The following is a 16,626-nucleotide window of genomic DNA, read 5'->3' as shown; positions in this document are numbered from 1 at the left end:
AATAATTTTACAAATAAAATACATAGCGTAAGACATAAGAAATACGAAATACGAAATACGAAATACGAAATAACCTAGAACAAATTTATGTAAAAAAGAACTATCCATATCTTTATATACAATGAAAAATGTGATGATTGAGCTCACTACAAATACAAGGAAAAACATTTTGTTTAACGTAAAAAAACGATTCATTGTCTCGCCTTTGATCTTTGTTAATAGTAGTTAATAGCTATTCTACCTACACATGAGATGAAAAAACGGCAGCCTATAACAGGCTGCCGTTAATCTTAATGAACTATTCAAATTAATATTACCAAGTAATCCAACCACTTGTACGTTGATATCCGTGAAGCAATTCATATTGCTCTCCACGCATTAAACGCTTCATTCGTGTTCTATAGCGACGGTAATCATCTTTTCTAGCAGGCTTACTTTCTTTGTTGTAATGAACGCCTTTGATTCCCTTACGGAAATCCTTTTGCTTATCTTTCCTTGGATCCTTGTATTTCGTAGTGGTTTTAACACTACATTGTGTTTCTTTTTCCCAGCATCTTATCTCTTCCAGTGTAAACATCTTCATCCCCGCTGTGTCGGGTCAAATTTTGGCTCGTTTAGCCATTAGTTCGACACAACTAATAGAAGAAGACCTTAGGATCGAACACAAAATCACCTCTGTTTCTATCGTCTTCGTTTCTACAAAACCGACATTTATGAACAATAGAGCAGTCATGTCATTCAAGAACTCTTTATAAGAAAGAATTAGTCTGCTGATCATCCGACTCTGTACGTTCAACCAAGCGGTCCGATCGAACCGTCTGATACCCATAATCGTAAATCGCCGCAGCTACGATAAACAGTCGGAACGAGCCGTCCTTGTCTTCGTTGTACCAATTAGTCGCGTTTTTCATGAACGAATCGTTCGCTTCCTCAACCGAATCGGATTTCCAACTTTCTGGCTTTACCTTTTCATCAAATTTGAGTAGCACATGTTCATTAAACTTAATCAGTTTCTCCAAATGCTGATCATAACACTTATTCATGTCCGGGGTTCGGTCCGACTGGAAATAATGCTCTTGTACTGCTTCCAGCACTTCAAATCCTTTTTGCAAATTGTGCAACAACTGCTTGTACACGACGATCTGACGTGTTTGCCGATACTTCGCCCGCTTCAGTTTCTTAAGCTCCTCTTCTAGAAGCTTATACTTATCCGTCAGTGATTGTAAGCCATCCGCCAGCTCTTGTTTTTGTTCCCGAAATACCTTTTCCTTTATCTCGTTAGAGATGACAGTGCGAAGCAACAAGGAAAGCTGATTGAATACCAAATGGATTTGCTTGTTGAATTGTACTCTTGGATCTGGTGGTACGAATGCAATATTGATCACAAATGCTGATACGATTCCGATCATACTTAGCAAGAAACGATTCAGTGCAAAATCCCACTGCCCAGAGGCTTCCATCACGGCTACAACAGTAACCAGTGTCAATCCGATGGACTCGCTCATCTTGAGCTTCATACAGAGCATAATAACAAGAATACAGACAACACCGATAGCGATTGGCTCATTTGAAAAATACGTTCCCGCGAGCAATGCAATTGCTGCTCCGAGCGTGTTCGTCTGCACCTGTTCGAGGAAATACCGCCAAGATCGGTATATCGATGGTTGCAGTGCAAAAATGGCCGCCACCGCTGCAATTACCGGTGGGGAAAAATCAAGCCATGTACTAATGTACAGGGCCAGTGTGACTGCTATTCCAGTCTTGAGCATGCGAGCTCCGAATGTCATGGTGCCCCTCCTTAGACTAGTTTGTACTGTCATATTGTATCAGACAGAGGCGATCAATCCAATTGGAGTTTAAAGTTATCAAATCGGACAAGCTTGCAGTGAATGTATTTTACCTTGATATCTTTTTTTATAATAAACTTTCATATTCTCTTTCAATTATTATGACCCCGTTTTTTAACTGCTTGATGCAGTAACATTTAGCTTCTAATTGGTTTTCTAAATTCGTAAAAACTTCATCATTCACAATACAAAAAGGATTTGATAGTGGCACTACTCCGTTTAATACATTACTAAGAGATTCAGCTGTATCCATTTCAAGATGAGTCTGTATAAGACTTAGTTTTTGATTTTCCCACAATTCTACCGAGAGGCTTATAAAAGCGATAATATGCTCCCCCTCAAATCTCCAACCCTCGTCATCTAGTAATATTTCATACTCAGGGACAATTAAGTGCAGCTGAACTTCATCGTCATGATAATTCCAAAATATCCTGAGATGCTCATATTGTTTAGATGCTAAAAGGATTTGTTTATAATTATGCATAACATGTTGATCATAACCAAGCTCAAATTTACGTAAAAGCAACTCTGAATTCCATCTTGTAATTTCATCTAAGGAATTATTTTCAGAATTCCAATATCCAGACTTAAAGGGAAAATGCTTAAAAATGATTGAATATATTTGATTAACAAACTGATCTGATACAGAAGAATAAGGAAATGAATACACAACTGAAAAGTACTGTGGCATGTTTTGTCCTCCTTATTTAGTTTAATTTAGTTCGAGTACTCTATTTACTTTAGCTTGTTATCCTCAGTAGCAAACTTCCAGTCATAATGATTTTTCACCTACTGAAAAAGGTAGTCTTATTAGTTCATCTAACTGATTTCGTTTTAGTTGTTCTTGTATTTCCTCAGCGGATAGATCATCTAGCGGTTTATATGTCCTTTTTTTCATTCATGTTATTACAGTCCCATCAAATAGCTTTGATAACTATCATAACTTTCAGAATCAAAGCAAACGAATAAAAATCTCTTTATAGATGTTTCTCCACTATTTTTGAGAATATAATTTCTCACTACATCCAATGCGATAGTAGCCGCTTTATCTTTAGGAAACCGATATATTCCCGTACTAATACCAGGGAATGCTATACTCTCTACCCCATTCTGATTTGCGATAGCCAACGATTTACTATAACAACTGCTAAGTTTAGATTCTTCATCAGAGCGACCATCGTTCCACACGGGACCAACTGTATGTATAACAAATCTAGCTTTTAATAAGCCTGCTGGAGTAATAACAGCCTCCCCAACTGAGCACCCACCCTGCCGATCTCTGATTTTCATACATGCTTCTAATATTGCTTTGCCACCTGCTTTATGTATAGCTCCATCTACTCCACCACCACCAAGTAAACTAGTATTAGCGGCATTAACGATAGCATCGACTTCAACCTTAGTAATATCACCAACCATCAGTTGTATTTCAATGCCTGCAATCAACTTTCTCATTATAGGATTCCTCACTTATAGGAACTTGGTATTGTTAGAAATTTATTCGACTGCTACTATTCCCATCTCTTCTAATTCACTATCGTCCAAACTATCTGAATATTCTATTGATATCCAATCGAAATTTTGCAAACCAAGTCTTTGCGCGATTAGATAAGCTGGTGGGTTATCGTAGTCTATCTTGTCATCCTTAAAATCAAAGATTTGCTCCAGATCATCAACCCTGTTACCTTCCTGCATAATTAATTCACTCAAAATCTCAAGATCAAACAATCTTTTTTCAATAACTAGCCCTTCTCCTGCCCAGTCTGCTTCATAGTCAAACACAAGTTCATCTTTATTGTATATTTTTAACGTCCACATATGATCTTCAAAGAAGACATAATGTACTAAAATGCTAGGATTTGATTGGCTTATAATTTCGTCTGCATTTCCACGTCTATTTTCAACTACAAATGAAACCCATCCCTTCACTTCTGGGTAAACATACCCCCACTTACCAGCATCACGTATAAGTTCCACTGCCTGTGTGCGATCAATCGTTTTAAGGTGAAAACTTTGGCTAAATTGACTCATGTCCATGTTCCTCCCAAGTTCGTTGAAAATAAAGTGTCTATTCGTTTTCCGCAAAAAGGATATACTTTAGAATCATAACAAGATCCTCCATTTTATTCTATAAGCTGGAATATTTCTCGCCCTAATTCATAATCGACAACAAAAAAACAGGAAATTGCATCCGTAGGATCACATTTTCCTGTTTATTAATTAGCTTAACCAATATTTAATTCTAACTATCTGGTTATATCAGGCTACCGAGATATACCAATGCGCTAATAAAAACCTCATATAAAGTAATAATTCTAAATAAGTGTATATCTCCTTTAAAAAGGCCACTAAATCGAACTACTTTCGAAAATAAGAGCATATTTGTATTAAGAATGCCACACACATCGAGTTACTGTCGAAAATAATTGTATATTTACGTTAAGAATGAAAAAAGTTTTCAAATCGCCCCATACTCACGAAAAATTAGTATATAAGACAGTCGGGAACATGTTAATTCGAAGCATAGTAGTATTAAAATCGAGTTACTCCAGTATTTAAAAAAGTTCTTCTATTAAAATGCCATGTAGTTATAGGAATTGACAGTAATAATTGTACTTTTCATACGATGGTTATTTCTTTCCGTCTATACTAACTTATCTTTGAAATGCATTAAGGTTTTATGAAAATCAAGTTATCGGTTTAGAGCTAATCAACTAGAGAACTATCCTTATCATGGGTAGCCAGGATCTTTTGAGCATATTCAAAGTCATCCTGATTATGAAAGGTATAGTCAAAATCGTAAACGCCAGCGTCCTTCGAGTGATTATCCACCGGAATACCTAACCATTTGATACTTTCAAGAAACGCCGATAGTCCTTTCTCTCCGTCTGCAAGCAGCTTTGAAGCAGTCTCAGCACTTCTTTTATCGTATATAGCATGCAAGGGGAGAGGAAGGGAGCTGATAATCGGTACTACCGATTGGCAGCTCTCCGTTCGACTATTCAATAAACGTTTTGCCACTTCCGCAGACAGTAGCGGCATGTCGCAACCTACTACCCAGACGGATGGACTCTGCGCGAGATACAATGCTGCATGTATGCCGCCAAGAGGACCATGCCCTGGAAAGTAATCGGTAATGATACGAATAGAAGGATCTAGTAGGTTAAAAAATGGCTTCGGCGTATTGGTAATAACAATGATTTCCGTACAAACTTCACGCATAATCCGGATTTGACGCTGAATAAGCGTTTCACCGCCTACCATCAGCAAAGCTTTATGCTGGCCAGACATCCCGGTGTTCGGTCCTCCCGCTAATATAGCACCAGTAATCGATTCCGAAATCAACTTCTTCCCCTCCTTCTCCCCTTGCGCTCCTAGCTACTTCACAATGAGAACAGGCACTTTCGAATGCTGGACGACATGATGGCTCACGCTGCCAAGCATAAATTCTTTGAAAGCTCCCAGCCCCCTACTGCCCATGACGATAAGATCGCTATTAATCTCTTCCCCGTAATCTAGAATAGCCGTAGCCGGATTACCATTCAGTACGACTATTTCGGCAAACGGCAGATCGGCAATTAATTCTTTAGCATGTAACAGAAGCGCTTCTTCATACGCTTGTAGCTGCTCATGATAACCTTCTGGAGTGATCCACCCTAGTCCTCCAATTGCGAACGTCGGACGGTAATCAGCATGGGCAACTGTAAGTCTGCTCCCCGAATGGTCCTCGATGATCCTAATAGCATGCTGCAACGCTTTTTCGGATGCTTTCGAACCGTCAAAAGCTACCAATATATGATGATAGAACATAGTAATCCCTCCCGTGTTAACGTTGCTCGATTAATTGGTATGCCCGATTAACTTCATGAGGTTCTGGCTCCGTAACACCCTCTAGCGGATATGGGATACCAAGATGTCGCCATTTGTACACGCCCATCCGGTGATAAGGCAACACTTCGACTTTATCTACACTTGCCAGCTCACGAATGAATTTTCCCAAAGCAATAAGTTCTTCGGATTGATCCGTCCAGCCGGGAATGAGAACTCGACGTATCCACATCCGAGTGCCCCTCTCCGACAGATGTCTGGCAAAATTGAGAATCCGCCCATTTGGCTGTCCGGCTAACTCGCGGTGCCCCTCTGAATCAATGAATTTGAGGTCTAGCAACACAAGATCTGTTACATCCAGAAGCGCTTGCGCATGGGAAGGCTCGCAGAAGCCAGATGAATCAAGTGCGGTATGCAATCCCCATCTTTCTTTGCAAGCTTTGAATAACTCTGCCACAAAAGGGGCCTGAAGCGTCGGTTCGCCTCCCGATACGGTAATGCCGCCTCCTGAGCTTTTGTAATACTCGACATATGGCTCGATTTCCGCAAGAATATCATCAACGGTTTTCTCTATTCCGGCGTTCGTGTCCCATGAATCGGGATTATGACAGTAATGGCAGCGCAGTGCACAGCCTTGCATGAATAAGACAAATCTTATTCCGGGTCCGTCGACAGTACCGAACGTATCGAGAGAGTGTATTCTCCCAGTATGCATAGTTGTTTTCCCCTCTCTCGATCATTTAGGTGTTAAACGGTACCGTGGAACGTCCGATTAACGACATCTAGTTGTTGCTCACGAGTTAACTTGATGAAATTAACGGCATAACCCGACACACGGATAGTGAGCTGTGGATATTCCTCTGGGCGCTCCATTGCGTCAAGCAATTGCTCCCGATTAAACACATTAATATTCAAATGATGCCCGCCCTTAGCTGAGTAACCGTCCAGCAGCGATACTAGATTACGAACCCGAGTATCCGCCTCTCGTCCAAGTGCTTTCGGAATGAGCGAGAACGTATTAGAGATTCCGTCTAGACTGCTCGCATATGGTAATTTGGCAACTGAATTCAGTGAAGCGAGTGCTCCTTTACGGTCTCTTCCGTGCATCGGATTTGCCCCGGGTGCGAAAGGTTCTCCGGCTTTACGCCCATCAGGAGTACTACCGGTTTTTTTGCCGTACACCACATTGGAAGTAATCGTCAATACGGATTGAGTTGGTACCGCGCCACGATACGTTTTATGTTTACGCAGCTTGTTCATGAACTTCTCCGTTAGATCAATGGCAATATCGTCAACAAGATTGTTGTTGTTCCCATATTGCGGGTATTCGCCTTCGATTTCGAAGTCGATTGCTATTCCCCTCTCATCTCGTATCGGCCTAACTTTGGCGTATTTGATCGCACTGAGCGAGTCAGCTACAACCGACAGCCCAGCGATACCGCATGCCATCGTGCGCAATATTTCGCTATCGTGTAGAGCCATTTCGATCCGTTCGTAACTATATTTGTCATGCATGTAATGGATGACGTTTAATGTGTTCATATACAGCCTTGCAAGCCATTCCAGCATATCGTCGTAACGTTTCATTACATCCTCGTAATCGAGCGTCTCTCCTGATAGTGGTGCCAGTACCGGGCCAACTTGAATACCAAGCTTTTCGTCCACGCCGCCGTTTATTGCATAAAGAAGTACTTTCGCAAGGTTAGCCCTTGCTCCGAAAAACTGCATTTGTTTGCCTATGCGCATCGCGGATACACAGCATGCAATCCCATAATCGTCGCCGAAAATCGGGCGCATCAGATCATCATTTTCGTATTGGATGGAGCTGGTATCGACTGACACTTTAGCACAATAATTTTTGAACCCTTCTGGAAGTCGGGTCGACCATAACACAGTCAAGTTCGGTTCCGGTGCAGGACCGAGATTGTATAATGTGTGAAGGAATCGGAACGAGTTTTTTGTAACCCTAGTTTTACCGTCGAAACCCATGCCACCAATCGATTCGGTCACCCATGTCGGGTCGCCACTGAATAACTCGTTGTAATCAGGTGTTCTTAAAAATTTGACTAGACGCAACTTCATAACGAGATGGTCAATTAGCTCTTGCGCTTGCTTCTCGGTCAATCTGCCTTCCGCAATATCGCGTTCGATATAAACATCAAGGAAGCTGGATACACGTCCGAGACTCATCGCTGCACCATTCTGTTCTTTAATAGCTGCTAGGTAAGCGAAGTATAACCATTGCACCGCTTCTTTAGCGGTAGCTGCCGGTTCAGAGATATCATAGCCGTAGGACTTCGCCATCATCTTAAGCTCTGATAAACTCCGAATTTGTTCCGAAATTTCCTCGCGACCTCGGATGATTTCTTCCGTCATAACATCCGTTTCCATCTGTACCATGTCAGCCTTCTTAGCTTCAATTAAATGGTCGACTCCATATAGCGCGACTCTCCGATAATCCCCAATAATCCGTCCCCGCCCATAGGAATCCGGCAGTCCAGTGATGATGCCCGCTTTGCGGGCGAGCTTCATCTCCGTCGTATAGGCATCAAACACGCCTTGATTGTGTGTTTTTCGGATGTCGGTATATACACGTTGTATTTCCTCAGGAAGCTGATAACCATAAGCCTCACAAGCATCAATGACCATTCGTATTCCGCCGAGCGGCTGAACGGAACGTTTGAGCGGAGCATCTGTCTGCAAACCGACCACACACTCTAAGTCACGGTTAATGTATCCAGGTTGATGTGAAGTGATCGTAGAGACCGTTTCCGTATCGATATCAAGCACGCCACCGTTCTCACGTTCCTTCTTCATCAGTTCCAATACAATTTCCCAGAGCTGCTCTGTCGCTGCAGTTGGCTCTTCGAGGAAGGACTCATCTCCTTCATACGGGGTTAGGTTGAGTCCTAAAAAATCATTGACGTCAATTTGCCGCTGCCATTGCCCTGTCCGAAATCCCCGCCATCCATCAAGACAGCTCGTTTGAATGTTTGAACATGAGCATGAATGATTAGTTGTTGTCATCGTTTGACACCTCCACAGTTAACAAGTGTTATTGGAACTTCCCGTAAAATGCGTTGCGGTATACGTCAGCTAGCTCAGTAACAAGCGGCATTCTAGGATTAGCCGTCGTACATTGGTCTTCAAATGCTCGATCCGCTAAATAATCTACTTTTGCCTCGAAATCTACTTCGTCGAAACCAAGCTCAGCGAAAGACTCAGGAATTCCGAGCGAACGGTTCAACGTGCGAATCGCTTCTATTAAACTATTTACGCCTTCTTCTACCGTCTGCGCAGGAAGTCCAAGCATTCTTGCAATATCCGCATATCGCTTATCGGCTACAAAGTGATCGTATTTCGGGAACGATGCATACTTTGTTGGCTTCTGAGCGTTATATCGAATAACATGCGGCATTAAAATCGCGTTTGTTCTTCCGTGTGCCGTATGATATTGACCGCCCCACTTATGCGCTAAGCTGTGGTTGATTCCAAGGAATGCATTTGCGAAAGCCATACCTGCGATAGTCGAAGCATTATGCATTTTTTCCCGTGCTTTCGGATCAGCCGTCGAATACGACAATTCAAGGTTCTCGAACACGAGCTGGATCGCTTTAAGAGCAAGGCCATCGGTGTAATCGTTAGCCATAACGGATACATACGATTCAATTGCGTGAGTCAACACGTCCATTCCCGTATCAGCGACTGCTGTCTTCGGTAAACTATCGACGTAGTCTGGATCGATGATCGCCACATCTGGCGTCAGCTCGTAATCGGCAAGCGGATATTTGGTGTTGCCTTTGTTCTTGTCAGTGATAACCGCAAACGATGTCACCTCAGAGCCAGTTCCCGAAGTTGTCGGAATAGCAACGAATTTCGCCTTCTGACCTAGACGAGGATATTTGTATATACGCTTGCGAATATCGAGAAACTTTTGTTTCAACGAATCGAAGTTCGTATCTGGATACTCATAAAACAACCACATCGCCTTTGCCGCATCCATAGGAGAGCCGCCACCAAGCGCAATGATACAATCTGGTTTGAACTGCTCCATCATCTTTCTTCCGCGCTCGACAGTATCAACAGATGGATCAGGTTCAACATCCGAGAAGATTTCAATAGACACTGGCGTTTTGCGTTTGCGTAGGTAATACTCAACCTTTTCTGCATAACCAAGACTCACCATTGCATCGTCAGTGACGATCATAACGCGGCTGATATCCGGCATTTTCTCCAAATATTGCGTCGATCCACGTTCGAAATAAATTTTCGGCGGCATCTTAAACCACTGCATATTAATTGTCCGGTACGCCACTCTTTTTACGTTAATCAAGTTGACCGCAGTAACGTTAGAAGTAGTGGAATTACTACCATACGATCCGCATCCAAGCGTCAGGGACGGAAGGTTTGTGTTATAAATGTCGCCGATAGCACCATGAGTCGAAGGAGCATTCACGATGATGCGTCCCGTTTGTAGCCTTGTTTGGAATGCGGCAATGACCGATTGATCATTTGAGTGGATAACTGACGAGTGGCCCATCCCACCATAAGCAACAATTTGCGCTGCACGCTCAATCCCTTTTTCCGCCGTCTTCACTTTATAACAAGCGAGCACAGGACTTAGCTTTTCTGCGGACAACGGGTATTTTTCTCCCACGCCTTCGAGCTCTGCAACTAACATTTTCGTATTTGCTGGCACGGTTAACCCTGCCATCACAGCGATCTTTACAGCTGATTGACCAACGATGACTGCGTTAACTGCACACTTTTCGGAATTGATGACTAAGCGGGAAACGGCTTCCGTTTCGTCTTTATTCAAGAAATAACAACCCTGATCGATCATTCGTTTTTTCGCTTCGTCATAAATCGCTTCGTCGAGAATGACCGCCTGCTCAGATGCGCAAATCATACCGTTGTCGAACGTTTTGGATAAAATGAGATCCGTGATCGCTTGATCCAAATTAGCTGTCCGCTCAATGAAGCACGGAACGTTTCCGGGTCCAACGCCAAGTGCAGGTTTCCCTGTACTATAAGCAGCCTTCACCATTCCTGAACCGCCGGTTGCTAGTACAAGTGCAACGTCTTTATGATTCATAAGCAATTGTGTCGCCTCCACGGAAGGTAACTCTATCCATTGAATACAGTGCTCTGGAGCTCCTGCTGCGACCGCTGCATCTAATAGTGTCTTTGCCGATTCACTACTAGAACGCTGGGCAGACGGATGAAAAGCGAAGATGATTGGATTACGTGTCTTAGCTGCAATTAAAGCTTTAAACATGGTTGTCGATGTTGGATTCGTTACTGGAGTAATACCAGCGATTACGCCTACCGGCTCGGCAATATTGCGGTAGCTTTCATAACTGTTTTCCTCGATGACTCCAACTGTTTTTACGCCTTTGATGCTATGATAAATGGATTCTGTAGCGAACATATTTTTTGTAATTTTATCTTCGTACACACCGCGTCCAGTTTCTTCAACTGCCATTTTCGCCAAAACCATATGCCTGTCTAGTCCTGCAAGCGCCATCTGCTGAACAATTCGATCCACTTGCTCCTGATCTAGCTGCATATAAGCAGCTTGTGCCCGCTTCGCTCGTTCCGCCAGTTTGTTTACTTCTTCCTGAGCGGATACACTCACCGTCTGTACATTTTTTTTAACTTCTTTGATCGCCATAATCTAGCCTCCAATAAGTTTTGTCAGTGCGGTATAATTTTGCTCTTGGCATCTTTTTTGGGTTTACCTGTCACCCTAGCCCAACCTTTACGAAGCAATGGTGTAAGATAAGCGTCAAGTCCGAAGCGTCCAGCATTTGTTCCAGCGATGAAAATGATAACTAAGAGCATTAATAGCCAAGGGTTCGTGCTTACCGTTCCCGCGAAGAGGAACATGAAGTTCAGCATCATCCCGAAGAATGTAGCGGTAAGTGTCAATCCACCTACAATAAGTCCAAGACCAATCAAGAATTCGCCAACTGGGATAAGGAAGTTAATTAGTTTCACATTCGGTAATGCAAAATGTTCTAGAAAGTAGTTGTAAGTAGGAAACAAGGCTTCTTGCGTGGCTTTGTCAGCCACCGGCTTTCCTATCGCATATTTCAGGAAGCCTGTTGCGTCGAATCCGCCAGTCATCTTCTCCCATCCATGGACCATCCAATCCCAACCTACATAAATCCTCAGCAACGTTATCGCGACAGCAACCCATACATTTTCTCTAAACCATTTCATGACCATGATGGTCATCTCCCTCCAACACTGTGTTTTGTTTATCTGTACACCCTCATTATGGATGAGAATTCGATTTCTGAATGTGATGTTCATCACATCTGAAAGATTTTTGTGAAATAAATCACATAGTAGATCGGATGCCACGAACTAGGCACAAAAAAGTTGTCCGAAAAGCCTATGGCTTTTGGGACATACCCTCAGGAAGAGCAAAATGCAGAGCGATAACCCGCAAATGTCGGGTTAATCCTCTGCAAAAACAAGATACAGAAGCTTTAACCCGCAAATGTCGGGTTAATCCTCTGCAAAAACAAGATACAGAAGCTTTAACCCGCTAATGTCGGGTTAATCCTCTGCAAAAACAAGATACAGAAGCTTTAACCCGCAAATGTCGGGTTAATCCTCTGCAAAAACAAGATACAGAAGCTTTAACCCGCAAATGTCGGGCTAAACACAAAAAAAGCACTATCTTATAAATAGATTTCTCTATTTATAAGATAGTGCCCTCTATCGATAAACCATTAACTATTATGCAACTATCTACTGCTATCAGGCGATTCGATGGGCAAATACAGCTTAACAGTTGTACCTACTCCCCGCTCCGAATGGATACGCAACTCGCCAGATACAACTCTTGCGCGTTCCTCCATACTGAATAAGCCAACCCCTTGGCTTGTTTCCTTCCGCTTGAATCCGATCCCTTTGTCTTCGATTACAACTTCAACATTCGTATCCCTATCTTGCAGCGCTACAGATGCCTCGGACACATCAGCGTATTTACCGATATTCGTTAGTGCCTCTTGAACAACGCGGTAAATTGTCGTTTCCACAAGCAGAGGCAATCTCTTCTTTAGGTTACAGTGAAATCGAATTCGGATTCCGTAATGACGCTCGAAATTTTCAAAATAGGTTCTCAGTGCAGGCACAATACCTAAGTCGTCTAGTACAGAGGGACGAAGCTCCCACGCCATCTCACGAACTTCTGTCATCAATTGAGAGATTTGCTCGCCAAATGCTTCTAATCTTACGTCGCCACCATCTTGCATCAAACGCTCAAGGGAGATCTTTAAGGAAAACAAGCTTTGACCGATCCCATCGTGCAAATCCCGCGAGAAACGACGACGTTCCTCCTCCTGGACCTGCATCATCTGAGATACCATGAATTGCAGTTCTTCTTCCGTTTCCTTCAATTGCGTTACTTCATGACGAATAGCAAGATATTGATAGGGATGGCCCTCAGAGTCGACGAATGGAACAATTGTTGTATTGACCCAATATTCCCTGCCGTTCTTGGCACAGTTCTTTATTTCCCCCCGCCATACTTGGCCAGAGGATATCGTCCTCCAGAGGTCACGAATAAACAACTTCCCATGATAGCCTGAATTAACAAGGCGGTGATCATGTCCAAGCAATTCTTCTCTTGTATAACCTGAAATCTCACAAAACTTATCATTTACGTATTGAATCGTTCCCTTATGGTCTGTAACTGCTACGATAGATGCTTCGTCCAGCGCAAATTTAACATCAGCAAGTTGCTTAAGCGTTCGCTTCAAAAGCACTCTCAGTTCGGGATCATGAACATTACCATCTAACTGTTCGAGCAGAGAAACGACATTGACTGCGATATTTTCAGACGGATATTGTTCCCTCTGGCCCAGTTCACTCAAAGTTCAACAGTCCTTTCTTCATCGCAAATTTGACGAGATCAGGCCGCGTTTTTAAATCTAGCTTTTCCATCAGATTGCTTTTGTGGGATTCTACCGTCTTCACACTAATGAAGAGCTGTTCTCCAATTTCCTTATTGGAATATCCTTGGGCAACTTTAGCCAATATATCTTTTTCACGGATTGATAGCGACTCGTAAGAATCAACATGCTCACCGTTTTTAATTTTATCTAAATAATCTTTTATCAGTCGCTTCGTTGCAGATGGGTACAAATAAGCATCACCCGATGCGATATGAACAATGGCTTTCAGCAGTTCCTCATGCGGGGCGCTCTTCAATATATATCCGGAAGCTCCGGCATGAATAGCCCGGAACAAATATTCTTCGTCATCGTGCATCGTCAAAATTAATACAGACGTGCTCGGTAGTAGCTTCTTTAACTCTTCCGTCGCGCTCAGTCCATTTTTGCCGTGGGGCATGCTTAGATCCATAAGTACGATATCCGGCTTCAGCTCGATAGCTTTCTGGATAGCCTCATCACCATCTGCCGCTTCCCCGATCACGTGCATGTTGTGTTTGCCATCGAGTAACAAGATAAGTCCCGAACGAACGACAGCGTGATCGTCTACCACTAATATACGAAGCATTCGATTTCCCCTCCCGATAGTTAAAAACCAGTTAATTTATTTTACCATATTAATTTAAAAGAATCCGATTAGGCGAACTATGCGAAATGACTGCAGACATTCGTACGCCAGCTTGCAAAACGACCCGCTTTTCATCTACACGATAGATACGATTTTTCCGATCTCCTACGAGTAACACGCCTATTACTTTGATTCCATCCTGCAAGGGAACTGCATAAGCAGACCTTAAACTTTCGGCTATTAGAATCGGATATTCATGTACTTGGCGAGAAGAGATAATATCCGTGAGATTCAGCGATACAGCTCGCCCTACCTTCACTACTGTATCAGATAAACCTTTTCCATATCGAAAGGTCATTTTGCGAAACCGTTCATTTTCATTGCCAGATGCGAGCTTCCATTTAAGTGTAAATCCGTCCACATCAAGCATCGCTAACGCGCAGAAGTCGCTGCTTAATTCACCTCGTAGCCTGTTTAATTCTAGTATGAAGGTAGACTCTAAACTCTCCATGCAACTCCCTCCTTTCTTTGTAGCCTTATATGAATTTAAGTGTAACCTAGTTGCCATTGGATGTAATTCAGGGACATCCCTGAATTATAGAGGAGGAAAACCTCTAGTTTCTTTACATTTGTGATATTTCGCACAGTAATTTAAGGGAATTCCCTCTATTAAAATCAGGACTTTCCCTGATAACAATTACTATCCGCGAGGGATATGATGAAATTATCAAGTAAAAGGGGTTGGCGGATATGGTAATGAACGAAACCGAATGGAATAAATCAGACAAGGGTACTGTACAGAAAGAAAATCCCCTTGGTATTGAAAATTTTTTCTCGGAGGAGCAGTTCGCCAGAATTCAAGAACTCATGTATCCTAAACGTGCCGAAGCAGGCAGTTTCCTGTTCTGGGAAGGTGAGCCGACAGGCAAGCTGTATTATATTCGCTCTGGTAAAGTGAAACTAAGAAAATCTACTGAAGATGGAAAAGACTTTATTTTATCGATTCTTCAGCCTGGAGACATGCTCTGCGAACCAGAAGACGGTATGCGCGGGGTACATAGCTTTAGCGCTGAGGTCATTGAAAATGCGGAGCTTGGTGTCATTCAGTGGAAAGATCTTGAGATTCTACTATATCGTCATGGGGACTTTGCTGTTCGGTTCCTTAACTGGACTGCCCTCATGCATCGGGTAACTGAATCCAAATTCCGTGATCTTCTCCTATTCGGCAAACCAGGGGCGCTTGCTTCTACTCTTATTCGTTTGGCCAATTCATATGGCATTGCCTGTGCAGAGGGTATCCGAATTAGTCTCAAACTTACGAATGCTGAACTTGCCGATTTCATCGGAACAACAAGGGAAAGTGTGAACCGCATGTTGAATGGATTAAAGGAGGACGGAACAATTGACATCGTCAAAGGTCGAATCATTATTTTAAACCTCAACGCATTGAGGCTAATGTGCCATTGTCCCGCATGTCCTAGCTGCCCGAAGGAAGTTTGCCGGATTTGATATAGCTCTAAAGAAGGACTTATTTCTAAACTAAGCTGTCGTTTTTTTCTTCATATAGGCGGTCCAATAAATACCTGCAACAAATATACTTCCACCAACGGCATTACCTAAAAAGACAGGAACAAAATTGGTTGCGAATTCCGCCCATGTCGCATGCCCTGCAAAGATCGCAGCAGGAATTAAAAACATATTAGCCACTACATGCTGAAATCCGAGCGCTACAAAAGCCATCGTCGGAAACCATATGCCTAAAATTAGCCCAGTACCGTCTTTTGATCCATAGGCCATCCAAACCGCAAGCGCAACTAACCAGTTACAGCCAACACCAGATATAAAAGCAATTAGGAATGAATCTTCTAATTTGGAATGAGCTAAAGCTACCATTTGATCCAAATACGGCCCCTGCTCCGTCATGCCTGCAACATGACCGAATACATAAGCTACAAAAATAGCTCCGATAAAATTACTTCCTGTAATGACCAACCAATTAATTCCCCACTTCCGATAAGGAACCTTACCGGCGTAACAAGCCATCGGTACAACCATCATGTTTCCTGTGAGTAATTCTCCGCCCGCTACTAAACATAAGATCAGCCCCAGTGGGAAGACGGCTGCGCCAATAAAGCTTTTGAAGCCTTCCCACTCCATTGGCATGCCTCCACTAACCCTTATACTTAATAAAAAGCCAATTGCAATAAAAGCCCCCGCTGCGAATCCCAACACGATTTGAGATAATAAAGGCAAATTTGCTTTTTTAATCCCATTTTCTATCGTTATAAAAGCGATTTGGTCTGGTTTTGTTGATCCCACGGATGTTCCCCCTTGCCTGCCTATATGTTTTACAACTATTCGAAAGGGATCTTTCGGTCTTTTTCCCAGCAAAGAAAATCTAAATATCTCCGTTGTC

17 protein-coding genes are annotated in these 16,626 nt (G+C 42.7%); 1 reads left to right on the top strand and 16 read right to left on the bottom strand.

Annotated features, from left to right (window positions below; all coding sequences use genetic code 11):
- Positions 1-313: 313 nt before the first annotated feature.
- The 15 genes from I6N90_RS21195 to I6N90_RS21130 all read right to left on the bottom strand — a co-directional run bounded on the left by I6N90_RS21195 (position 314) and on the right by I6N90_RS21130 (position 14,721).
- Complete coding sequence (locus I6N90_RS21195) at positions 314-577, bottom strand: hypothetical protein (RefSeq protein ID WP_232243221.1); 264 nt, start codon at positions 575-577, stop codon at positions 314-316.
- A 172-nt stretch (positions 578-749) separates the two neighbouring features.
- Positions 750-1,787, bottom strand: a complete 1,038-nt coding sequence (locus I6N90_RS21190) for an FUSC family protein (protein ID WP_197937659.1) — start codon at positions 1,785-1,787, stop codon at positions 750-752.
- Between the two features lie 127 nt (positions 1,788-1,914).
- Positions 1,915-2,538, bottom strand: coding sequence for a hypothetical protein (locus I6N90_RS21185; protein ID WP_197937658.1), 624 nt, complete (start codon positions 2,536-2,538; stop codon positions 1,915-1,917).
- Positions 2,539-2,619: 81 nt separating this feature from the next.
- Positions 2,620-2,745 carry a hypothetical protein gene (locus I6N90_RS25160; RefSeq protein WP_269669541.1) on the bottom strand — a complete coding sequence of 42 codons (126 nt, stop codon included), beginning with the start codon at positions 2,743-2,745 and terminating at the stop codon, positions 2,620-2,622.
- Positions 2,746-2,753: 8 nt separating this feature from the next.
- Positions 2,754-3,281, bottom strand: coding sequence for an O-acetyl-ADP-ribose deacetylase (locus I6N90_RS21180; RefSeq protein ID WP_332262495.1), 528 nt, complete (start codon positions 3,279-3,281; stop codon positions 2,754-2,756).
- A gap of 63 nt (positions 3,282-3,344) precedes the next feature.
- Complete coding sequence (locus tag I6N90_RS21175) at positions 3,345-3,878, bottom strand: hypothetical protein (protein ID WP_197937656.1); 534 nt, start codon at positions 3,876-3,878, stop codon at positions 3,345-3,347.
- A 675-nt stretch (positions 3,879-4,553) separates the two neighbouring features.
- A complete protein-coding gene (gene mobA, locus I6N90_RS21170; protein WP_197937655.1) occupies positions 4,554-5,192 on the bottom strand; it encodes a molybdenum cofactor guanylyltransferase in 639 nt (212 codons plus the stop codon).
- A 33-nt stretch (positions 5,193-5,225) separates the two neighbouring features.
- Positions 5,226-5,657 (bottom strand): universal stress protein, encoded by a 432-nt coding sequence (locus I6N90_RS21165; RefSeq protein ID WP_197937654.1) that lies wholly within the window; start codon positions 5,655-5,657, stop codon positions 5,226-5,228.
- Positions 5,658-5,673: 16 nt separating this feature from the next.
- On the bottom strand, positions 5,674-6,390 hold the full coding sequence (gene pflA / locus I6N90_RS21160; RefSeq protein ID WP_197937653.1) for a pyruvate formate-lyase-activating protein: 717 nt from the start codon (positions 6,388-6,390) through the stop codon (positions 5,674-5,676).
- 32 nt (positions 6,391-6,422) lie between these two features.
- Positions 6,423-8,702 carry a formate C-acetyltransferase gene (pflB, locus tag I6N90_RS21155; RefSeq protein ID WP_197937652.1) on the bottom strand — a complete coding sequence of 760 codons (2,280 nt, stop codon included), beginning with the start codon at positions 8,700-8,702 and terminating at the stop codon, positions 6,423-6,425.
- Between the two features lie 28 nt (positions 8,703-8,730).
- On the bottom strand, positions 8,731-11,349 hold the full coding sequence (gene adhE, locus I6N90_RS21150; protein ID WP_197937651.1) for a bifunctional acetaldehyde-CoA/alcohol dehydrogenase: 2,619 nt from the start codon (positions 11,347-11,349) through the stop codon (positions 8,731-8,733).
- A gap of 23 nt (positions 11,350-11,372) precedes the next feature.
- On the bottom strand, positions 11,373-11,906 hold the full coding sequence (locus tag I6N90_RS21145) for a DoxX family protein (RefSeq protein ID WP_197937650.1): 534 nt from the start codon (positions 11,904-11,906) through the stop codon (positions 11,373-11,375).
- Positions 11,907-12,433: 527 nt separating this feature from the next.
- The gene (locus I6N90_RS21140) at positions 12,434-13,555 is read right to left on the bottom strand and encodes a PAS domain-containing sensor histidine kinase (RefSeq protein ID WP_442950978.1); all 1,122 of its coding nucleotides are present in this window, start codon (positions 13,553-13,555) and stop codon (positions 12,434-12,436) included.
- A 1-nt stretch (position 13,556) separates the two neighbouring features.
- Positions 13,557-14,210: a response regulator transcription factor gene (locus I6N90_RS21135; RefSeq protein ID WP_197937648.1), complete on the bottom strand. Its 654-nt coding sequence runs from the start codon at positions 14,208-14,210 to the stop codon at positions 13,557-13,559.
- 49 nt (positions 14,211-14,259) lie between these two features.
- Positions 14,260-14,721 (bottom strand): GAF domain-containing protein, encoded by a 462-nt coding sequence (locus I6N90_RS21130; RefSeq protein ID WP_197937647.1) that lies wholly within the window; start codon positions 14,719-14,721, stop codon positions 14,260-14,262.
- Positions 14,722-14,960: 239 nt separating this feature from the next.
- Between I6N90_RS21130 and I6N90_RS21125 the strand changes: the two genes are divergently transcribed.
- Complete coding sequence (locus I6N90_RS21125; RefSeq protein ID WP_332262490.1) at positions 14,961-15,719, top strand: Crp/Fnr family transcriptional regulator; 759 nt, start codon at positions 14,961-14,963, stop codon at positions 15,717-15,719.
- Positions 15,720-15,749: 30 nt separating this feature from the next.
- Here the strand turns inward: I6N90_RS21125 and I6N90_RS21120 are convergent, their stop codons facing one another.
- Positions 15,750-16,529 carry a formate/nitrite transporter family protein gene (locus I6N90_RS21120; RefSeq protein ID WP_197937645.1) on the bottom strand — a complete coding sequence of 260 codons (780 nt, stop codon included), beginning with the start codon at positions 16,527-16,529 and terminating at the stop codon, positions 15,750-15,752.
- Positions 16,530-16,626 lie beyond the last annotated feature (97 nt).

This window comes from Paenibacillus sp. GSMTC-2017 (assembly GCF_016019935.1).
GTDB lineage: Bacteria > Bacillota > Bacilli > Paenibacillales > Paenibacillaceae > Pristimantibacillus.
This window is presented reverse-complemented; position numbering and strand designations above follow the sequence as displayed.

Coding starts and splice junctions, on each gene's coding strand:
- I6N90_RS21175 (WP_197937656.1), bottom strand. CDS start 3,878: ATGAGTCAATTTAGCCAAAGTTTTCACCTTAAAACGATTGATCGCACA.
- I6N90_RS21130 (WP_197937647.1), bottom strand. CDS start 14,721: ATGGAGAGTTTAGAGTCTACCTTCATACTAGAATTAAACAGGCTACGA.
- I6N90_RS21190 (WP_197937659.1), bottom strand. CDS start 1,787: ATGACATTCGGAGCTCGCATGCTCAAGACTGGAATAGCAGTCACACTG.
- I6N90_RS21165 (WP_197937654.1), bottom strand. CDS start 5,657: ATGTTCTATCATCATATATTGGTAGCTTTTGACGGTTCGAAAGCATCC.
- adhE (WP_197937651.1), bottom strand. CDS start 11,349: ATGGCGATCAAAGAAGTTAAAAAAAATGTACAGACGGTGAGTGTATCC.
- I6N90_RS21145 (WP_197937650.1), bottom strand. CDS start 11,906: ATGGTCATGAAATGGTTTAGAGAAAATGTATGGGTTGCTGTCGCGATA.
- I6N90_RS21125 (WP_332262490.1), top strand. CDS start 14,961: ATGGTAATGAACGAAACCGAATGGAATAAATCAGACAAGGGTACTGTA.
- I6N90_RS21135 (WP_197937648.1), bottom strand. CDS start 14,210: ATGCTTCGTATATTAGTGGTAGACGATCACGCTGTCGTTCGTTCGGGA.
- I6N90_RS21195 (WP_232243221.1), bottom strand. CDS start 577: ATGTTTACACTGGAAGAGATAAGATGCTGGGAAAAAGAAACACAATGT.
- pflA (WP_197937653.1), bottom strand. CDS start 6,390: ATGCATACTGGGAGAATACACTCTCTCGATACGTTCGGTACTGTCGAC.
- I6N90_RS21185 (WP_197937658.1), bottom strand. CDS start 2,538: ATGCCACAGTACTTTTCAGTTGTGTATTCATTTCCTTATTCTTCTGTA.
- pflB (WP_197937652.1), bottom strand. CDS start 8,702: ATGACAACAACTAATCATTCATGCTCATGTTCAAACATTCAAACGAGC.
- I6N90_RS25160 (WP_269669541.1), bottom strand. CDS start 2,745: ATGAAAAAAAGGACATATAAACCGCTAGATGATCTATCCGCTGAGGAA.